Origin of the sequence: Mesorhizobium sp. M0140 (assembly GCF_040322475.1) — a bacterium.
Lineage (GTDB): Bacteria > Pseudomonadota > Alphaproteobacteria > Rhizobiales > Rhizobiaceae > Mesorhizobium.
Genome location: NZ_JAMYTM010000005.1, coordinates 89,158 through 108,107, shown reverse-complemented (window position 1 = coordinate 108,107; position 18,950 = coordinate 89,158). Strand labels below are relative to the sequence as shown.

Annotated in this window: 16 protein-coding genes; 12 read left to right on the top strand and 4 right to left on the bottom strand. The window is 63.8% G+C overall.

Annotation, left to right across the window (positions count from 1 at the left end; translation table 11 throughout):
* Window positions 1-28: 28 nt before the first annotated feature.
* Window positions 29-367 carry a hypothetical protein gene (locus tag NKJ37_RS07280; protein WP_128304325.1) on the top strand — a complete coding sequence of 113 codons (339 nt, stop codon included), beginning with the start codon at window positions 29-31 and terminating at the stop codon, window positions 365-367.
* Between the two features lie 12 nt (window positions 368-379).
* Here NKJ37_RS07280 and NKJ37_RS07275 read toward each other — a convergent pair whose 3' ends face one another.
* Genes NKJ37_RS07275 through NKJ37_RS07265 form a run of 3 tightly spaced genes read right to left on the bottom strand, consistent with a single transcriptional unit; the run spans window position 380 to window position 5,687 of the window.
* A complete protein-coding gene (locus tag NKJ37_RS07275) occupies window positions 380-3,475 on the bottom strand; it encodes an efflux RND transporter permease subunit (protein WP_352773436.1) in 3,096 nt (1,031 codons plus the stop codon).
* On the bottom strand, window positions 3,472-4,551 hold the full coding sequence (locus NKJ37_RS07270) for an efflux RND transporter periplasmic adaptor subunit (RefSeq protein WP_352773433.1): 1,080 nt from the start codon (window positions 4,549-4,551) through the stop codon (window positions 3,472-3,474). The genes NKJ37_RS07275 and NKJ37_RS07270 overlap by 4 nt, the downstream gene beginning before the upstream one ends.
* Window positions 4,548-5,687: an efflux RND transporter periplasmic adaptor subunit gene (locus tag NKJ37_RS07265; RefSeq protein WP_023811425.1), complete on the bottom strand. Its 1,140-nt coding sequence runs from the start codon at window positions 5,685-5,687 to the stop codon at window positions 4,548-4,550. The genes NKJ37_RS07270 and NKJ37_RS07265 overlap by 4 nt, the downstream gene beginning before the upstream one ends.
* A gap of 243 nt (window positions 5,688-5,930) precedes the next feature.
* Here NKJ37_RS07265 and NKJ37_RS07260 point away from each other — a divergent pair, with 243 nt between their 5' ends.
* A complete protein-coding gene (locus NKJ37_RS07260) occupies window positions 5,931-7,208 on the top strand; it encodes a 4-aminobutyrate--2-oxoglutarate transaminase (protein WP_352773430.1) in 1,278 nt (425 codons plus the stop codon).
* Between the two features lie 115 nt (window positions 7,209-7,323).
* Here NKJ37_RS07260 and NKJ37_RS07255 read toward each other — a convergent pair whose 3' ends face one another.
* Entirely contained in the window at window positions 7,324-8,577 is a 1,254-nt protein-coding gene (locus NKJ37_RS07255; protein WP_352554671.1) for an NAD(P)/FAD-dependent oxidoreductase, read from the bottom strand.
* A gap of 433 nt (window positions 8,578-9,010) precedes the next feature.
* Here NKJ37_RS07255 and NKJ37_RS07250 point away from each other — a divergent pair, with 433 nt between their 5' ends.
* From NKJ37_RS07250 to miaB, 10 genes are all read left to right on the top strand, one after another.
* The gene (locus NKJ37_RS07250) at window positions 9,011-10,300 is read left to right on the top strand and encodes an imelysin family protein (RefSeq protein WP_352773427.1); all 1,290 of its coding nucleotides are present in this window, start codon (window positions 9,011-9,013) and stop codon (window positions 10,298-10,300) included.
* 114 nt (window positions 10,301-10,414) lie between these two features.
* Window positions 10,415-10,726, top strand: coding sequence for a (2Fe-2S)-binding protein (locus NKJ37_RS07245; RefSeq protein WP_023811421.1), 312 nt, complete (start codon window positions 10,415-10,417; stop codon window positions 10,724-10,726).
* Entirely contained in the window at window positions 10,692-11,177 is a 486-nt protein-coding gene (bfr, locus tag NKJ37_RS07240) for a bacterioferritin (RefSeq protein ID WP_013527914.1), read from the top strand. Before NKJ37_RS07245 ends, bfr begins: the two co-directional genes overlap by 35 nt.
* A 12-nt stretch (window positions 11,178-11,189) precedes the next feature.
* Entirely contained in the window at window positions 11,190-12,791 is a 1,602-nt protein-coding gene (locus NKJ37_RS07235) for a di-heme oxidoreductase family protein (RefSeq protein ID WP_352773424.1), read from the top strand.
* Window positions 12,791-13,870, top strand: coding sequence for an imelysin family protein (locus NKJ37_RS07230; RefSeq protein ID WP_352773421.1), 1,080 nt, complete (start codon window positions 12,791-12,793; stop codon window positions 13,868-13,870). The genes NKJ37_RS07235 and NKJ37_RS07230 overlap by 1 nt, the downstream gene beginning before the upstream one ends.
* A 352-nt stretch (window positions 13,871-14,222) precedes the next feature.
* Window positions 14,223-15,329, top strand: coding sequence for a DUF1513 domain-containing protein (locus NKJ37_RS07225; RefSeq protein ID WP_352773418.1), 1,107 nt, complete (start codon window positions 14,223-14,225; stop codon window positions 15,327-15,329).
* 95 nt (window positions 15,330-15,424) lie between these two features.
* Complete coding sequence (gene tsaB, locus NKJ37_RS07220; protein WP_023811417.1) at window positions 15,425-16,102, top strand: tRNA (adenosine(37)-N6)-threonylcarbamoyltransferase complex dimerization subunit type 1 TsaB; 678 nt, start codon at window positions 15,425-15,427, stop codon at window positions 16,100-16,102.
* A complete protein-coding gene (rimI, locus tag NKJ37_RS07215) occupies window positions 16,103-16,597 on the top strand; it encodes a ribosomal protein S18-alanine N-acetyltransferase (protein ID WP_023811416.1) in 495 nt (164 codons plus the stop codon).
* A gap of 21 nt (window positions 16,598-16,618) precedes the next feature.
* Window positions 16,619-17,419 carry a lyso-ornithine lipid O-acyltransferase gene (olsA, locus tag NKJ37_RS07210; RefSeq protein ID WP_023811415.1) on the top strand — a complete coding sequence of 267 codons (801 nt, stop codon included), beginning with the start codon at window positions 16,619-16,621 and terminating at the stop codon, window positions 17,417-17,419.
* Between the two features lie 72 nt (window positions 17,420-17,491).
* Window positions 17,492-18,913 (top strand): tRNA (N6-isopentenyl adenosine(37)-C2)-methylthiotransferase MiaB, encoded by a 1,422-nt coding sequence (miaB, locus tag NKJ37_RS07205; protein ID WP_023811414.1) that lies wholly within the window; start codon window positions 17,492-17,494, stop codon window positions 18,911-18,913.
* Window positions 18,914-18,950 lie beyond the last annotated feature (37 nt).

The window sequence follows — 18,950 nt, the reverse complement described above, 5'->3', positions numbered from 1 at the left end:
GCAGAACCAACCGTCTTCAGGGATTCCGATGGAGGAATGGAAGTTTGCGGATCCGCCCAACCTCGCGGTGTTGTCGGACAAGAGCCTATTTAAACGTGGCGACTGGATCGCATACGTTGTGCATGAAGATGACGACGACGACAGCTACAACGACGAAGGTGGCAGTTGGCAATTCTACAGCAGCGACACTCGAGATTGGGATGAACGCGAGGTAATGCTCGTAGGCCTGCAAGAGGTGGTTCAACTGGATGAAACCATCGTGGAGTTGGCCGATTTGCCGAAAGGTTGGCATGCCTGGCGCACCTCAAAATCGTCGCCGTGGCAACGCGCCAAGTCACGCCCCGTACCCTCCAACGACAACGAATGACCCGGCAAAGCCTTAAGTCTGAGCTTGCACCGGTTCGCCGCTCTCCACGGGTAGCTCTTCCTGGGCTTTCGGCTCCTTGATCCTGAACCACGTCACATAAAGCGCTGGCAGGAACAGCAGCGTGATCGCCGTGCCGGCGATGATGCCGCCCATCATGGCATAGGCCATCGGGCCCCAGAACACTTCGCGCGCGATCGGGATCAGGGCGAGACTTGCGGCCGCCGCCGTCAGCGCGATTGGCCGCATGCGGTGTTCCGTCGCCTCGATGACGGCCGCCCAGCGGTCCTTGCCTTCCCGGACGAGATCCTCGATCTGCACGATCAGGATGACCGAGTTGCGGATCAGGATGCCGATCAGCGCCAGCACGCCGAGGATGGCGACGAAGCCGAGCGGCGCGCCGCTCGGCACCAGGGCCGCCACAACGCCGATCAGGCCGAGCGGCGCCACCGCCACCACCAGGAACAGGCTCTGGAAACTCTGCAATTGCACCATCAGGATCGTCGCCATGACGAACAGCATCAACGGCACGACGGCGGCGATCGGTCCTTGGCTTTTGGCACTCTCCTCGACCGAGCCGGCGGTGGCGATCGAATAGCCCGGCGGTAGCTTGGCGGTGAAGGCATCGACCGACGGCTTCAATTCGTTGACGACGGTGGCCGGCAGCACGTCGCCGACCAGTCCGGCGCGCACGGTGATGGTCGGGATGCGGTCGCGTCGCCACACCGTTGGCTGCTCCAGATCGTAGCGGAAGTTGGCGACGGCCGCGAGCGGGATCGCCTCGCCGGTACTGGTCGGCAGCTGCATGTTCTGCAACGTTTCGATCGAGCCGCGTTCGGACCCACGCGAGCGCGCCACGACATTGATCAGGTAGGTGGCGTCACGCACCTGCGTGATGGTAGCGCCGCCGACGGTGCTGTTGAGCGCGCTGGCGATGTCGGAAGAGGTGATGCCAAGCTGGCGTGCCTTGTCCTGCAGCACGTCGACCCTCAGCACGCGTTGCGGCTCGTTCCAGTCGAAGGTAGGCGCGGCAAGCTTTGGATTGGCGGAGATGACACCGGCGAATTGCTGCGCCAGTTCGCGCACCGTCTGGATGTCGGGACCGCCGATGCGATACTGCACCGGGCGGCCGACCGGGGGCCCGAGTTCGAGCGGCTTGACGAAGGCGTCGGTGCCGACGAACTCCTCGCGCAGCAGTTTTTCAAGCGCCGGCTTGACCCGGTTGCGGGCCGCGATGCTCTTGGTGACGATGACGGTCTGGCCGAAATAGGGGTTGGCCGGCTGCACGTCATAGGCGAGCACGAAACGCACCGCGCCCTGGCCGATATAGGACGAAAAATGGTCGATGTCGGGATTGCCGACCAGCGCCCGCTGCTCGAACCGCTCCATCTGGTCGCGCGTATCGGCGATCGAGGCATTCTGCGGCAGGTTCCAGTCGACGATCAGCTCCGGCCGGTCCGATGGCGGAAAGAACTGCTGCTGCACCAGCCCGAAGCCGGCGATCGAGCCGGCAAACAAAAGCACGGTGACGATGATGGTCAGCCAGTGATGGCGCACCGAGCCGACAAGCACGCGCCGGAAAAGCGAGGTGAAGCGGCCGGGCTGGTCGTGATGCTTGGTTTTCATCGTCGCCGGCAGGATGGTGACGCCGAGCAGTGGCGCAAACAGCACCGCCACGACCCATGACACCAGCAGCGAAACGGCGATGACCACGAACAGGGTGAAGGTATATTCGCCGGCGGCGCTGTTGTTGAGGCCGATCGGGATGAAGCCGGCGACCGTCACCAGCGTACCGGTCAGCATCGGAAAGGCGGTCGATGTGTAGACATAAGTCGCCGCCTTGCGCAGATTGTCGCCGACCTCCAGCCGCGCCACCATCATCTCGACCGCGATCATCGCGTCGTCGACCAGAAGCCCGAGCGCGATGATCAGCGCACCCAGGGAAATTCGCTGCAGCGAGATGCCGAGATAGGCCATGACCGTGAAGGTGATGGCCAGCACCAGCGGGATCGACAGCGCCACGACGAAGCCGGCGCGCATGCCGAGGCTGATGAACGACACCGCGAGCACGATGGCGACCGCCTCGAACAGCGCGCGCGTAAAGCCCGAGACGGCCTCCTCGACAATGACCGGCTGGTCGGCCACCAGATGCACGCCGACACCGACCGGCAGGTCGGCCAGCACCTTGTCCATCTCCTTGTGCAGCGCCTCGCCGAATTCGAGCAGGTTGGCGTTGGGTTTCATGCCGATGGCGAGCCCGATCGCGTCCTGGCCGTTGAAGCGGAATAGCGCCGTAGGCGGATCGACATAGCCGCGCGTGATCGTCGCCACGTCGCTGAGGCGGAAGAAGCGGTCATTGACGCGCAGATTGATGGCGCGCAGGCTGTCCTCGGAGGTGAACTGCCCGCCGACACGCACGCTGATGCGCTCCGGCCCGGACTGAATGACGCCGGACGGCGTAATCGCGTTCTGCGCCTGCAGGCTCGCCACGATCGCTTGCTGGTTGAGGCCGAGGGCGGCGATCTGGCGGGTCGAGAATTCGAGATAGATCGCCTCGTCCTGGGCGCCGACCAGGTCGACCTTGCCGGCGTTGGGCACGGTCAGGATTTTTGTTCTGGTGTCCTCGACATAGTCGCGCAACTGGCGCGGCGTCAGCCCGTCCGATGTGAAGGCGTAGATGTTGCCATAGACGTCGCCGAAGCGGTCGTTGAAGAACGGTCCCTGCACCCCCTGCGGAAACTGCGCCCCGATGTCGTTGACCATGTTGCGCACCTGAATCCAGTTCGGCACGACATCGCGTGCCTTGGTGGTGTCCTTCAGGTTGACGAAGATGACGGTCTGGCCGGCCGTGGTGACGGACTTGGTGTAGTCGAGGCTGTCGAGTTCCTCGAGTTTCTTCTCGATACGGTCGGTCACCTGCTGCACGGTTTCCTTGACCGAGGCGCCCGGCCAGTTGGCCTGGATGATCATCGTCTTGATGGTGAAGTTGGGGTCTTCTTCACGGCCGAGATTGAGGTAGGAGAACACGCCAGCCACGACGAAGACCAGCATGAAATACCAGACCATGGAGCGGTGGTTGAGCGCCCAGTCGGAGAGATTGAAGCCTTTCATGAGGCGCCTCCCTCGAGCACTTTCACCTTCTGGCCTTCGCTCAGGCTGTGGACGCCCGCCGTGACGACACGCATGCCCGCGTCAAGCCCTTCGGCCACGGTGAAGATAACGCCATTCTTCGACGCGATCTTGATGTCGCGTGCGTTCACGCTGGATGTCTGCGGGTCGACGATCCACACTTTCGCGGAACCGTTCTTTTCGAACAGCGCCGACGTGGGCAGTTCGATCGTCGGTGCCACCTTGGTCACGCGGGTCGCCGTCACCGTCGAGCCGAGCCGGAAGGCCTGTGGCGGATCCGTGAGCGTCAGCTTGACGCGCCGCGTGCGGGTCGAGCCCTCGGATTGCGGTGCGATCTCGCGCAGCTTGGCGCCGGTCTGGATCGTCGGCAGCGACTGCAGGATCACCTGGAAGGGCGTGCCGGCCTCAAGATCACCGGTCAATTGGTCGGGAATGTCGACCACCGCCTCGCGCAGGTCCGAACGCGCCACGGTGACGATGGTCTGGCCGGGCGAGACCGTCTGGCCAACTTCGGCGCCGACCGCGGTGACGACACCGTCGAAATCAGAGAACAGCCTGGCATAGTCGAGCTGTTCCTGCGATTTGGCAAGCGAAGCCTTGGCCCGCTCGACACCTGCCTCCGCAGCTTTGCGCGCCTGCTGCGCGGCATCGAAGACAGCTTGCGTGGCGTTGGCCGAGGCGAGCAACTGGCGCTGCCGTTCCTCGCTGGCGGCGGCGTTGGCGAGCTGCGCCTCGGCATTGGACAGTTCCGCCTTGGCCGCCTGGAGGCCCAACTCCAGCGCGGTCGGATCGAGTGCCGCTATCGTCGTGCCCTTGCTGACGATGTCGCCGACCTGGACGTCGCGCGAGACGACCCGGCCAAGCAGGCGGAAGGCCAGGTCGGCGCTGACCTGCGGTTCGACGGATCCGGCAAAACCGAAGATTTGCGTGGTGCGCGGCTCGATCACCATCGACAGCACCGGTCGGATGATCTCTGGCGGCTTTTCCTCCGACTTGGAGCAGGATGCCAGCGCACCGAGCATGAGCACGCCGAGCAGGATGCGTGGCGTTCGGCTCATTGGCCCGCTCCCGATATTTCGATCGTCTGTCCAGGGCTGAGCAGCTGTCCTCCAGCGGTGACGACGCTCTGGCCCGCGTCCAGCCCCTTGGCGATCACGACCGTGCCCGAATTGAACGCCAGCACTTCGACCGGCGCCATCGTCACCGCCTTGGTCGAGGGATCGACGATCCAGACCGCCGGCTTGCCGCCGCTGGACGTCAGCGCCTGCCAAGGCAGCAGGATCGCCTTCGCCGGTTTGGCGCTTACCGAGCCGATGACGGCTGCCCCCAGCGGCATGCCGGCGGGCGTGTCGGGAATGGCGACTTTGACCCGGATCGAGCCCGAAGCCGGGTCGACCGCAGGCGAGATTTCGCGGACCTTGCCCGTCGCCCTGACCTGCGGATCGGACAACAGCGTGATCGTCACCGCAGGCGATGCCGGTGTCTTGGCGATCAGCGTCTCCTGCACGTTGAATACCGCGTCGCGGTCCCCGTCCTCGGCGACGGTGAAGACGGTTTGCGCGGCTTGCACCACTTGGCCGGTTTCGACTTGGCGGGCGGTAATCACGCCGGCGGCACCGGCCTTGAGTTCGGTGAAGGACAGGTTTTGCTGGGCGTTGGAGAAAGCGCTCTGCGCGGCATCGACGCTGCCTTGTGCCATCTTCAGGGCCTGGTCCGCGGCGTCATAATCGCGCCTGGTGGTGAAACCCTGGGCGAGCAGCGTCTTCTGCCGTTCGAAGGCGGCGGCGGACTGGGTCAATTGCGCCTGTGCCGCGTCGAGATCGGCCTGCGCCGAGCGCAAATCGGATTCCTGCTCCTGCGGATCGATCCGGGCAAGCACCGTGCCTTGATCGACATGCTGGCCGACATCGACAAACCGTTCGGCGACGCGACCGCCGACCCGGAACGACAGATTGTTCAGCGTACGCGCCGCGATCACCCCGGTCAGCGAGGTCCTTGGCGCATAGTCGGCCATCGCCACCGTTTCGGTGCGCACCATGATCTGCAGTTTCTTGTCCACCGCTTCCTGCTTCTGGCAGCCGACCAAAAGCAGCGCAGCCGTGCAGGCGAAAAGCGCCGGGGCGGCTGGAAAAGACAAAAGACCGGGAGCTTGGACCGACGGCTGCGAGACGGGCGAAGTCACGTTCCTGCTCATGGGCTCCCCCGGCCGCGGCGGCTCGCTGGTCGCGATGCCTCGTGGACATCCAGAGGATAGTCGATCCCCGGGAAAAGGAAACCGGTCTCGTACGTGTATCGCCTGACTGGTTAAGCGCCGGGATCTGCCCACCGCAGGCCCAATCGCCTGCCGGTGGTGCCGACTTGAGGAAAACGTGAAATAAGGTCAGAAGACGTCTCAACGGCATCAAACAGGACGGGCGCCGGCCCGGTGAGGGATACGATGAAGAATTCAGCCATTTCCGAACGCAAGAACCAATCGATTTCCCGCGGTGTCGGCATGACCACGCAGATCTATGCCGGCCGGGCTGAAAATTCGGAAATCTGGGATGTCGAGGGGCGTCGCTATATCGATTTCTCGTCGGGCATCGCCGTCGTCAACACCGGGCATCGCCATCCCAGGGTGATCGAAGCGGTCAAGGCACAACTCGACCGCTTCACCCACACCTGCCACCAGGTGGTGCCCTATGAGAGCTATGTGCGCCTGGCCGAACGGCTGAACGGCATGCTGCCCGGCAAGTTCGAGAAGAAGACGATCTTCGTCACCACCGGGGCGGAGGCGGTAGAGAACGCCATCAAGATCGCCCGCAATGCCACCGGCCGTCAGGCGGTCATCGCCTTCGCCGGCGGTTTCCATGGCCGCACATTCATGGGCATGGCACTGACCGGCAAGGTCGTGCCCTACAAGGTCGGCTTCGGCGCCATGCCGGGCGATGTCTACCATGCGCCGTTCCCGGTGCCGCTGCACGGTGTCTCGGTCGCCGATTCGCTGGCGGCACTCGACCGGCTGTTCAAGGCCGATGTCGACCCGGCCCGCGTCGCCGCCATCATCATCGAGCCGGTTCAGGGCGAGGGCGGCTTCTACGAGGCGCCGCGTGACTTCCTGGTTGCGCTGCGCAAGCTTTGCGACCAGCACGGCATGCTGCTGATTGCCGACGAAGTGCAGACCGGCTTTGCCCGCACCGGCAAGATGTTTGCGATGGATCACCATGAGGTGGCGGCCGACATCACCACCATGGCCAAGAGCCTGGCCGGCGGTTTTCCGCTGGCGGCGGTCACCGGCCGCGCCGAAATCATGGATGCGCCCGGCCCCGGCGGGCTAGGCGGCACCTATGGCGGCAGCCCGATCGGCGTTGCCGCCGCGCACGCCGTGCTGGACGTGATCGAGGACGAAAACCTGTGCGACCGCGCCAACACGCTGGGCGCAAGGCTGAAGCAGCGGTTGCAGTCGATCCGCGACGACGTGCCCGAGATCGTCGACATCAGAGGCCTCGGCTTCATGAACGCGGTCGAGTTCAACGACGTCAAGAAGGGCCTGCCGTCGGCCGAGATCGCCAATGCGATCCGGTTGAAGGCGCTCGACAAGGGCCTGATCCTGCTGACCTGCGGTGTCTACGGCAACGTCATCCGCTTCCTGGCGCCGATCACCATCCAGGACGAAGTCATGAACGAAGCACTCGACATCCTGGAAAGCTCGATCCGCGAAGTCTGCGCCGCCTGAACTTCTACCTCCCCCTTGTGGGGAGGTCGGACCGAAGGTCCGGGTGGGGCGCCTCGCGCAGACCCCACCCCGCTGCTTCACAGCGACCCTCCCCACAAGGAAGGGTAAGCGGGGGCTAGCCCGCAGCCCTGGCAGGCTCATCCTGCTGAAACGCGGCCAGCGCCGCCTTCAAACCGTCAGGTCCCTCAGCAACCGTTTCCGGCGTCGGCGAAAAGCCGGCGCCGAGCATCTTGCGGCCAAGCATGTGGTCGCCGGGGCGGTTGACCGATTCGATGCCGAGCAGCCGGTCGCCGGCATAGTGGTAGATCGAGAATTTGTTTTCGGGCAGGTCGCCCAGCACGACATGGCTGTCGCCGCCGGCGGTCAGGCCGACCATCTGCAATTTCATGTCGCCGATGTCCGACCAGAACCATGGCACCGCCGAATAGGCGTCGGTGTGGCCTGATATCGTGCGCGCGGCAAGCCGCGCCTGATCGGTGGCGTTCTGCACCGATTCCAGCCGCACGTCGCCGCCGGTGAACCAGTGACGGTAGGAGGCAGCATCGCCGATGGCGAGAATCTCCGGCATCGACGTGCGCATCTGATGATCGACGCGGATGCCGTTGGCGATGCCGAGGCCTGCAGACTGCGCCAGTTCGACATTCGGCATGGCACCAATGCCGACGATGACCATGCGCGCCGGCAGCCTTTCGCCTGACGAGGTGATGGCGGCCGTGACATGACCGTTTTCGCCATCGAGCCTCGCGATCGAGGTGCCGGTGAGGATGCGCACGCCTGTCGCTTCCAGCCGTTGCCGGACGTGGCTCGCCACCACCGGCGCCACGGCGCGGCCGAGTAGCCGGTCCACGGCCTCCACCACTGTCACCGTGCGGCCGGTGGCCCGCAGTGTGGCTGCTATCTCCAACCCGATGAAACCGCCGCCGAGGATGACGATTTCGTCGCTTTGCGCGCTGAGGTCGCGGATCAGCCGCGCATCGGCCAGCGAGCGCAGCGACAGCACGCCGGACAGGTCGGCACCGGGCAGCGGCAGCGTGCGCGGGCGCGAGCCTGTCGCCAGGATCAGATGGTCAAAGGCCAGCGCACCACCGCCGGCAATATCCAAACTGCGGCGTCGGGTGTCGATCCGATCGATCCTGACGCCAGGCCGGTAATCGATGGCGCTGCCGGTGTAAAAGGCCTCGCCGCGCAAGGGTTGCGGCTTGGCCTCGGCATCCTTGATGAAAGTCTTCGACAGCGGCGGCTTGTGATAGGGAAGTTCGTCCTCATCCCCGACGAGGATCACCGGCCCGTCATAGCCGTCTTCGCGCAGACTGGCGGCCGCTTGCACGCCCGCATGACCCGCGCCGACAATGACCACACCGTTCTTCATCGCATTCCAATCCCGCTTCTATCCTAGGATGTCTCGCCAAGTGGCAATTGTCTGGTGCCGCCGCAAGAGAGCTTTTGCGGGTCGCACCCGGAATGGCAGCTGTCAATCGTACAGTTCAACGGCAAGACCGGTGCAGAAAGACGCATAAGTTGACAGTCGTAGTTTAGAATAATTCTAAACTGTTGTTTCAATTGACTTTTCCTACGGATTGTCATTGACATCCGACGATGTCGCAGCTTTATGGAAGCTCGCGCGTCAGCGCATCCCTTTAATGTCTGGGCCTTGAACCCTTTCGATTGGAGGCATTTTGGTGTCTTTCTTCCGCGAACCGCGCGCTAGCGCGGCATCTCTTGCGCCCAATGGCCCGCAGATGGCCTGGCGCCGGTTGCTGTGCGCGCCGTTTACAGAATTTCCGAGAAACTGGAGAGTGATTATGACAGCACGATATGGCAGCAGGCTTGCGGCGATCGGCGCCACTGCCCTGCTGACGGCGGCGGTATTCGTGTTGCCGGCAAAGGCGGAAACCGATTCAAAGGCCGTCATCAAGACCTATTCCGACATCGCGCTCGCCAAATATGAGGATTCGCTGACCACCGCGCAGGCGCTCGACAAGGCGGTAGACGCGCTGCTGGCCAACCCGTCGGCGGAGACGCTCAACGCCGCCCGCGATGCCTGGAAGGCGTCACGTGTTCCCTACCAGCAGACCGAGGTCTACCGCTTCGGCAACAAGATCGTCGACGACTGGGAAGGCAAGGTGAATTCCTGGCCGCTGGATGAAGGTTTGATCGACTACGTCGCCAAGAGCTACGGCACCGAATCGGATGCGAATGCGCTCTACACGGCCAATGTGATCGCCAACAAGGAGATCGAGATCAACGGCAAGAAGGTCGATGCATCGAAGCTTTCGCCGGAATTCCTCTCCGGCACGCTGCAGGGAGCCGGCGGCATCGAGGCCAATGTCGCCACCGGCTACCACGCCATCGAATTCCTGCTCTGGGGCCAGGACCTGCATGGCACCGGCCCGGGTGCCGGCGAGCGCCCCTTCACCGACTACGACCTCAAGAACTGCACCGGCGGTAATTGCGACCGGCGCGCCGAGTATCTGAAATCGGCCAGCGACCTTCTGGTTTCGGATATTCAGGAGATGGTCGGCAACTGGAAGGAAGACGGCGCCGCCCGCAAGGCTCTTGTCGATGGCGAGCCGAACACGGCGATCTCGACCATCTTCACCGGCATGGGCTCGCTGTCCTACGGCGAACTGGCCGGCGAGCGCATGAAGCTCGGCCTGCTGCTGCATGATCCGGAAGAGGAGCACGATTGCTTCTCCGACAACACGTACAATTCGCATCTCTACGACGCCATCGGCATTCGCGCGGCCTATCATGCGAGCTACACGCGTCTCGACGGCACCGTCGTTTCGGGTCCCTCGGTGGCCGATATGGTGAAGGCGGCCGATCCGGCGATCGACAAGGAACTGTCTGACAAGCTCGATGTTTCGGTCGCCAAGATGGAGGCGATCAAGGCGCGTGCACTGGCCGGCGAGGCCTATGACCAGCAGATCGCCGAGGGCAACATTGAGGGCAACGCCACCGTGCAGGCGGCGATCGATGCGCTGATCGATCAGACCAAGTCGATTGAGCGCGCCGTCGGCTCCTTGAAGCTCAGCACCATCGCCTTCGAAGGGTCCGATAGCCTCGACGCGCCGGACAAGGTGTTCAAGTAAGGGTCGAAAGACAGGTGACTGATCCGGGAGCCGGAAAACCGGCTCTGGAACGGCCTCCGCTAGAAAATCAAGCCACACGGCGCGGGAGACGCCGTCAGCCAGCCGAGCAAGCCAATGCTGATTTGTCATTGCAATATCATCACCGAGAAGGAGATCGAGCAGACGATCGTCGGGCTGCTGGACCAGGATCCCTGGCAGCTGATCGTGCCGGCGAAGATCTATCATGCCATGCAAAAGCGCGGTCGCTGTTGCGGCTGCTTCCCAAATGTGGTGGAAACGATCATTCGGGTCACCGAAAATTACCACGCCCGCTCGGAGGCGAGCGGCGTGGATGTCGTTTCACACCTGGATCGCGTCAGAGGCCTGCGCGTCCAATACGGGAGCAGAATTCATGAAAGGCGATCCGCAGATCATCGAGCGGCTTAACGAGGCCCTTTTTCTGGAACTTGGGGCTGTCAATCAGTACTGGGTGCATTTCCGCCTGCTCGAGGACTGGGGATACGCCAAGCTGGCAAAGAAGGAGCGGGCGGAATCGATCGAGGAGATGCACCATGCCGACAAGCTCGTTGCCCGCATCATCTTCCTCGAAGGCCATCCGAACCTGCAGTCCGTGGCGCCGCTGCGCATCGGGCAGAACGTCAAGGAAGTGCTCGAATCCGACCTTGCCGGCGAATATGACGCACGTACCGCCTACAAGCGCTCGCGCGAAATCTGCAACGACGCCGGCGACTACGTGACGATGAAGCTGTTCGAGGAATTGCTGGCCGATGAGGAGGGTCACATCGACTTTCTCGAGACGCAGCTCGACCTGCTTGCCTCGATCGGCGAGGAGAAATACGGCCAGCTCAACGCCGCATCGGCGGACGAGGCGGAGTAAGGGCATGCGGGAATGCGGCGCCTGCTAGAATTCGTGCGCCGCTCGCGGCGGGCCGACGGCTCGCCGCTCCCTGAGAAGACGCCGGCCGGATTGGCGCGTCGGCGCTGTGTCGTGCTCGTGTTTGCGCTTGCCTCTTCGGCGATGGCCGGTGATCTTCAGCCGGCAGGGCTCGCCACCAAGCGCACCGACCTCAATGCGAAGGATCAGGCGCGCGTCATCGCCGTCACCAGGCCGACCATGGATTTTTCCAGGCCAGAGCAGTTCGAACTGATGCAAGGTGGCGCCGGCACGTCCCGAAAGGACGTCAGCCGCGATTCCTTCTCGCAATCCTCGGCCAACATCACCTTCGAGGAAGAGGGCGACTTCAAGCTCGGCAATGCCCTTTTCCGCAAGAACTGGGTGTCGTCGCCATCCTCGACGCAGGCTTCGGACGGGCTCGGCCCGCTGTTCAACGAACGTGCCTGCCAGAACTGCCATCTGAAGGATGGCCGCGGCCGCCCGCCGCAAGGCGACGCCGGCACGACCTCGATGTTCCTGCGGCTGGCACGGGAGGCCAGCAACGCGGAAGAGAGGGCAGCGATTGCCGAACACAAGGTGCTCAACTTCCCCGACCCGGTCTACGGCACGCAATTGCAGGAGCTCGCCGTACCCGGTCTGCGCGGCGAAGGTGGGATGCATGTCGACTACCAGGAACGTAAGGCGGAGCTGACGGACGGCACCGTGATTTCCTTGCGCAAACCGAGCTATTCGGTCGTCGACCCTGCCTATGGACCACTCGACCCGCGCACCACGCTGTCGCCGCGACTGACGCCGCCAATGATCGGCCTGGGCCTGATCGAACAGATCGCGCCGGCTGATATTCTCGCCCACGCCGATCCGGACGACAGGGACGGCGACGGCATTTCCGGCAGGCCGAACATCGTGCGCGATAGCTTGAGCGGGGAACTGACGCTCGGCCGCTTCGGCTGGAAGGCGCAGACCGCGTCGATCCGCCAGCAGGCAGCGGATGCCTTTGCCGGCGACATCGGCATCTCGACGCCCGAAGAGCCGAAGCATTGGGGCGATTGCACTGCTGCGGAGGCAAAATGCATCGCCATGCCGAACGGCGTGCAGCAGCGTCTTGGCCCGGTCGAGGCGCCGCCGCCGGTGATGGATCTCGTCACCTTCTATTCGCAGAACCTGGCCGTGCCGGCGCGCCGCGACCTCGACACGCCGCAGGTGCTCATTGGCAAGAAAATCTTCTACGAGATCGGCTGCATCGCCTGCCATACGCCGAAATTCGTCACCCGTCGCGGCACGGCCCACAAGGCGCAGGCCTTCCAACTGATCTGGCCCTATTCCGACTTCCTGCTGCACGACATGGGGCCTGATCTGGCCGACGGCCAGGCCGTGGGAGATGCGACGGGCAATGAATGGCGCACGCCGCCGCTGTGGGGCATCGGCCTGACCGAGACGGTCAACGGCAATTCCTTCTTCCTGCATGACGGGCGCGCGCGCAGCTTGACCGAGGCGATCCTGTGGCATGGCGGCGAGGCGCAGAAAGCGCGCGACCGCTTTGCCGCAGCCAATGCGGCCGACCGCAATGCGCTGCTCAAATTCCTGGAGGCACTGTGATGTTCAAGCGCTCTGCATTGTTTCTCGTTCTTCCGCTGGCTCTGCTGGGCGTCGTCCCGGCGTCGGCGGCGGTCAAAGCCTCCGACATCATCCAGCGGGCGATCGATGGCTTTGTCCGCCCGGCCTATGCCGGCCTGCATCAGCATGCGGAAGCCTTGACGAAAGCGATGCACAAGCTCTGCGAAGCGCCCTCGCAAGGAGAACTCGATGCCGCACGCGCCGAATTCTCCGCCACCGTCTATGCCTGGTCGTCAGCCGAAATCATCGCCCTCGGACCGATCAAGGAGAACAACCGGCTGGAACGCATGCTGTTCTGGCCGGATCGCAAGAGCATCGGCCTGAAACAGGTACAGGCGGCGCTGTCCGACAAGGATCCGACCGCGACCGATCCGGCACAACTGGCTGGCAAGAGCGTTGCCATGCAGGGGCTGGGCGCGCTCGAATTCGTTCTTTACGGCGACGGCGCCGATGCACTTGCCGGCAAGGATGATCCCTACCGCTGCGCTTATGGCACTGCTGTTGCCGGCAACATCGAAACCATGGCCGGCGAGGTCAGCGCCGCCTGGAACAAGCCGGACGGCTTTCCAGCCCTTTGGGCCAATCCGGGGCCGCAGAACCCGCTCTACCGCGACGGCAACGAAGCGGTGACCGAACTGGTCGGCGTCTTCATCAATGAGCTGGAAATGGTCCGCGACGTGCGCCTGAAAGGGTTTTTCGGCGGCAAGCCGGATGCGGACAAGCCGAAACAGGCGATCTACTGGCGCTCGCAAAACACCACCAATTCGCTGGCTGGAAATCTCTCCGGCATCGACACGCTGTTCCAGGCCTCGAAGCTTGGCGACGCCCTGCCGCCCGATGCGCGCTGGATGGCCCAATCGATCCATATCCAATTGGTCAACGGTGTCGCCACCGCAAAGTCCATTCAGGGCCCGATCGACAAGGCGCTCGCCGATCCGACACTGCGTGACAAACTCGACCATTTCGCGCTGATCACCTCCAGCCTGTCGACCTTGATCGGCACCAGGTTGACCGCTGAATTCGGCCTGACCGCCGGCTTCTCGTCGCTGGATGGGGACTGAGCATGACCTTGAGATTGGCCGAAACGCCCATAGCTTCGTCATCCTGGGGCGAAGCAAGGAGCGAAGCGACGCAGCGCAGACCCCGGGATCCATGCCGCGACTTCAAAGCGCTGCCGCGGTCCAGAATTTTGCTCCGTTGCACCCGACGGTCAAGGTCACGGCATGGATCCTCGGGTCTCCGCGACGGAGCTTCGCTCCTGCTCCGCCCGTGGATGACGAAGTTCCGGAGGCGTCGGCCAACTTCCAATGTCTGCGATGGATCATTCCAAGAATCGGTAGGTGCCAAGCGTCAGCTCCGATCCGTAATAATCACCGTGTCCTGGAGCGAGCCAGTGCAGGGGAGGATAGTCTCTTGAAAACCTCCCTCATCGATCGCCGCGATTTCCTGAGGGCTGCGGGTATCGGCTTTGCCGCGGCAATGGCGCCGTCGGCCTGGGCAACGACGCTTGCGGCCGACGCCGTCTTCGCCACCGCTTTCGTCAAACGCGACGGCAGCTTTGGCGCTGCCGTCCTGTCCGAGGCCGGCAAGCTCCTGCATGCGATCGACCTGCCCGATCGCGGCCACGATGTCACCTTCGATCCCATATCGAAACGCTCGGTGGTCTTCGCGCGTCAGCCCGGCACCTTCGCCGTGGTTTTCGATCACTCGGGCCGTGACGCGCCGCTGACGATCGCCAGCATCGCCGGCCGGCATTTCTTCGGCCATGGCGTGTTTTCGGCCGACGGTGCGCTGCTCTATGCCACCGAAAACGACTTCGACAACGCCGCCGGCGTCGTCGGCGTCTATGATGCGCGGGCGAAATTCAGCCGCATCAGTGAGTTCCCGACCTATGGCATGGGTCCGCACGAGCTTCTGCTCCTGGGCGACGGCAGGACGATTGCGGTTGCAAATGGCGGCATCGAGACTCATCCGGACTACGGCCGCGCCGAGCTCAACATCGCCACCATGAAGCCGTCCTATGTGCTGATCGACCGCGTCACCGGCTATGTCATCGAGAAACACGAATTGCCGGCCGCACTGCATCAGCTGTCGATCCGCCACATGGACACCGATCCGGCCGGAACCGTCTGGTTCGGCTGCCAGTACCGGGGACCGGGCAGCGATCGTCCATTGCTGGTCGGTCGCGCCGCGCGCGGCAAGGATCTGCAGTTGCTCGACATGCCGCAGGACGTTTTGTCCGGCTTCCGCAACTACATAGGCTCGGTCGCGGCCAATCGGGCTGCCGGAACCGTCGCCGTTTCCTCGCCGGAAGGCAACTCGCTTGTCGTGATCGATGCGGCCAGCGGCCGGGTCGTTGCGAACAGCGCGTTGGTCGAGGTCTGCGGCGTGGCCCCCGATGGAACCGGCTTCATGGCCACCACCGGCGCCGGCGAGATCGTCGAGGGCAGCGGCGCGACACGCTCCGAACCGGACTATGTCTGGGACAACCACATGCTGCGCATCGAACAGGCCGCATAGTCTACCAGCGAAGCCGTTTAACGAATTATGCACTATCCCCTTGCGGTGGCGGGCCGTGGCGGGCACAGGGAATTGTTTTTCGAACCGGTTGCCTCATGAAATTGCTTGCCATCGACTGTGCCGCCAACCTTTGCGCCGCTTGCGTCTATGATGCTGTGGCGAAGCGGGAGCTTGGCCGCTCGGTGCTCGATCTCGGCAAGGGCCATGCCGAGCACCTGATGGCGGTCACAGCCGAAGCGCTGGAGGCAAGCGCAACCGACTATGCCGGTCTTGGCGCCATTGCCGTCTCTGTCGGCCCCGGTTCCTTCACCGGTCTGCGGGTCGGCGTCTCGACCGCGCGTGGCCTGGCGCTGGCGCTGAAGATACCGGCGATCGGGGTGACGACCCTGGAGGCGCTGGCCGCCGAAGCAGCAGCCGCATTTCCCGGTCGCGCCGTGCTGGCGGCGCTCGATGCCGGCCGTGAGGAGATCCACGCCGCCTTTTACGACGAAACGTCAGCCTTGGCTTACGGTCCGGCCGTGGCCACGCTGGCTGACGTGGTGGCCATGGCGATGGAAACGTCTCCGGTGCTTGCCGGCACCGCGGCAGCGCTCATCAGCGCATCGGCCGGGCGCGAATTTGATGTCGGCCCTCGGACAGCCACCGCCGACATTGTCACCTACGCCCGCCTGGCTGCCGCCAAGGGCGCAGGCGAACGGCCGAAACCACTCTATATGCGCGGCGCCGACGCCAAGCCGCAGGCTGGCTTTATTCTATCAAGGCAAGAAAGATAAATGCGCATACCTTTTCTCCAACCACGCCGCCGGGACTACGCGCTCGAGCCGCTGAGGATCGCCGACAGTCCGGCGGTCTCGCTGCTGCATCGCGAGGACTTTGTCCGCCCCTGGACCGATGGCGAATTCGCCGCCCTGCTCGAACAGGACACCGTGTTCGGCTATGCCGCGCGCGAAACCGGGCAGGGCTCCAAGCCGCCCGTCGGCTTCGTGCTGGCGAGGCTTGCGGCAGGCGAGGGCGAGATCCTGACCGTCGCGGTGGCGCGATCGCATCGTCGCCAGGGGTTGGGCTGGCAATTGATGGACGCGGTGTTGCGCGAACTGCACGCGCAGCGCGCCGAAGCGCTGTTCCTCGAGGTCGATGAGACCAATGTCGCGGCGATCGCGCTTTATCGTCGGCTGGGCTTCCATGAGGTCGGCAAGCGGCCGAATTACTACAGATCGGCCGAACACGGACCGACCGGCGCGCTTGTCATGCGCCGCGATCTTCGCTAGCGACACGGCCGGGATGAGGCGATGATCAAGAAAATCAGGATTTTCCTGGCGCTGGGCCTCGTTGTCGCCGGTTCGCTGGTCCTCGTGCCGTTACAGATCCTGTCGATGAAGACCGGCTGGTGGCCGGAAACCTTCATCCTCAAGATCTGGCACAGGCTGATCGTCAGGGCGCTCGGCATGCGCATCCATGTCAAGGGAACGCTGTCCGACAAGCGCCCGCTGCTGGTTGCGTCCAATCACATCTCCTGGACCGACATCATGGTGCTCGGCTCTTTTGCCGACGTAAAGTTCATCGCCAGGGCGGATATGGAAGGCTGGCCGCTGATCGGCATGCTGTCGAAGCTGCAGCGCACCGTGTTCATCGAGCGCGAGCGCAAGCGATCGTCGGGCGACCAGGCAAGCGAGATTGCCAGCCGCATGGCCAAGGGCGATGCGATGGTGCTGTTTGCCGAGGGCTCGACCGGCGACGGCAATATGGTCCTGCCGTTCAAGAGCACGCTGTTCGGCGCCGCCTCGATGGCGATTTCCGAAGGCGCGGCGGAACAGGTGTTCATCCAGCCGGTGGCGATCGCCTATACGCGTCTGCACGGCGTGCCGCTCGGCCGCCGGCATCGCCCGCTTGCCGCCTGGATCGGCGATGAGGATCTGATGCCGCATCTCAAGGTATTGCTCGCTGAGGGCGCGCTCGACGTCGAGGTGCATTTCGGCGAGGCAATCGCCTTTTCCAAGGGTTCGAACCGCAAGGAGACGTCGAAACTGATGGAAAGCCAGGTGCGTGAGATGATGCAGGCGGCGCTTGCCGACCCGCGGCCGAGCCGGTAGCTCCGGCATGCCCTTGCTGGCGCGCCGAGAATCGTCTGTTTTTTGTCACGGAAAGGCGTTAGAAGCCGCCTTATGGACTTGAACACGATAGAAAGCGACGACATCGGCACTACGGCTGGACAGCCGGCGGTGCTTCCCGCGGCAGCGAGAAAAGTCTTCATCAAGACCTATGGCTGCCAGATGAATGTCTATGATTCACAGCGTATGGCCGATGCGCTGGCTGCCGACGGCTATTCCGCGACCGATGCCATTGGCGAGGCCGACCTGGTGTTGCTGAACACCTGTCATATCAGGGAGAAGGCGGCCGAAAAGGTCTATTCCGAGCTCGGCCGTATCCGCGACATGAAAGCCGAGCGTGCCCTGGCCGGCCGTGAGATGCTGGTCGGCGTCGCCGGCTGCGTGGCGCAGGCCGAAGGCGCCGAGATCATCCGCCGTTCGCCTGCCGTCGACCTGGTCATCGGTCCGCAGACCTATCACCGGCTCCCGGACGTGCTGGCGCGGGTGCGCGGCGGCGAAAAGATCGTCGAGACCGACTACGCCATCGAGGACAAGTTCGAGCATCTGCCGCAGCCCAAGCGCGCCGAGGTCATCAAGCGCGGCGTCACCGCCTTCCTCACCGTGCAGGAAGGCTGCGACAAGTTCTGCACCTTCTGCGTTGTGCCCTACACAAGGGGCTCCGAAGTCTCCCGGCCGGTGGCGCAGATTGTCGCGGAGGCTGAGCGCCTGGCCGAAGCCGGCGTGCGCGAAGTGACGCTGCTTGGCCAGAACGTCAATGCCTGGCATGGCCGGGGCGAGGCCAAAGGGGGCAAGACCGAGGAGTGGGGCCTTGGCCGCCTGCTCTTCAGGCTGGCCGAAATCCCCGGGCTGGCGCGTCTGCGCTACACCACCAGCCACCCGCGCGACATGGATGACGAACTGATAGCGGCCCATCGCGATCTGCCGGCGTTGATGCCCTATCTGCATCTTCCGGTGCAATCCGGCTCCGACCGCATCCTCAAGGCGATGAATCGCCGGCACACGGCGAGGGATTATCTGGCGCTGCTCGACCGTATCCGTGCCGCGCGGCCTGACATCGCGCTCTCCGGCGACTTCATCGTTGGCTTCCCCGGCGAGACAGAAGCGGATTTCGAGGCGACGATGGAGTTGGTGCGTCAGGTGAATTACGCCTCGGCCTTCTCGTTCAAATATTCGCCGCGCCCCGGCACGCCGGGCGCCGAAATGTCCGATCATGTGCCCGAAACGGTCAAGGACGAGCGCTTGCAGCGGCTGCAGGCTCTGCTTGTGAAGCAGCAGCAGGATTTCGGCTTGAGCCTCGTTGGAAGCACCATCGACACGCTGATCGAGAAGCCCGGCCGTCAGGCCGGCCAGAAGGTTGGCCGCTCACCTTGGCTGCAGCCGGTTATTGTTGATGAAAAGGCCGGCGAAATCGGTGACATTATCCAGGTGCGAATCACGAAGACGGGCTACAATAGCCTGTTCGCCGAATTGGCCTGAGGGTCTCGGCAGATGAGGAGAGACGGTTGAGCGCAGC

Excerpts from the sequence above, each read along its gene's own strand:
- NKJ37_RS07280 (WP_128304325.1), top strand. The coding sequence starts at position 29 with ATGGAGGAATGGAAGTTTGCGGATCCGCCCAACCTCGCGGTGTTGTCG.
- NKJ37_RS07275 (WP_352773436.1), bottom strand. The coding sequence starts at position 3,475 with ATGAAAGGCTTCAATCTCTCCGACTGGGCGCTCAACCACCGCTCCATG.
- NKJ37_RS07270 (WP_352773433.1), bottom strand. The coding sequence starts at position 4,551 with ATGAGCCGAACGCCACGCATCCTGCTCGGCGTGCTCATGCTCGGTGCG.
- NKJ37_RS07265 (WP_023811425.1), bottom strand. The coding sequence starts at position 5,687 with ATGAGCAGGAACGTGACTTCGCCCGTCTCGCAGCCGTCGGTCCAAGCT.
- NKJ37_RS07260 (WP_352773430.1), top strand. The coding sequence starts at position 5,931 with ATGAAGAATTCAGCCATTTCCGAACGCAAGAACCAATCGATTTCCCGC.
- NKJ37_RS07255 (WP_352554671.1), bottom strand. The coding sequence starts at position 8,577 with ATGAAGAACGGTGTGGTCATTGTCGGCGCGGGTCATGCGGGCGTGCAA.
- NKJ37_RS07250 (WP_352773427.1), top strand. The coding sequence starts at position 9,011 with ATGACAGCACGATATGGCAGCAGGCTTGCGGCGATCGGCGCCACTGCC.
- NKJ37_RS07245 (WP_023811421.1), top strand. The coding sequence starts at position 10,415 with ATGCTGATTTGTCATTGCAATATCATCACCGAGAAGGAGATCGAGCAG.
- bfr (WP_013527914.1), top strand. The coding sequence starts at position 10,692 with ATGAAAGGCGATCCGCAGATCATCGAGCGGCTTAACGAGGCCCTTTTT.
- NKJ37_RS07235 (WP_352773424.1), top strand. The coding sequence starts at position 11,190 with ATGCGGCGCCTGCTAGAATTCGTGCGCCGCTCGCGGCGGGCCGACGGC.
- NKJ37_RS07230 (WP_352773421.1), top strand. The coding sequence starts at position 12,791 with ATGTTCAAGCGCTCTGCATTGTTTCTCGTTCTTCCGCTGGCTCTGCTG.
- tsaB (WP_023811417.1), top strand. The coding sequence starts at position 15,425 with ATGAAATTGCTTGCCATCGACTGTGCCGCCAACCTTTGCGCCGCTTGC.
- rimI (WP_023811416.1), top strand. The coding sequence starts at position 16,103 with ATGCGCATACCTTTTCTCCAACCACGCCGCCGGGACTACGCGCTCGAG.
- olsA (WP_023811415.1), top strand. The coding sequence starts at position 16,619 with ATGATCAAGAAAATCAGGATTTTCCTGGCGCTGGGCCTCGTTGTCGCC.
- miaB (WP_023811414.1), top strand. The coding sequence starts at position 17,492 with ATGGACTTGAACACGATAGAAAGCGACGACATCGGCACTACGGCTGGA.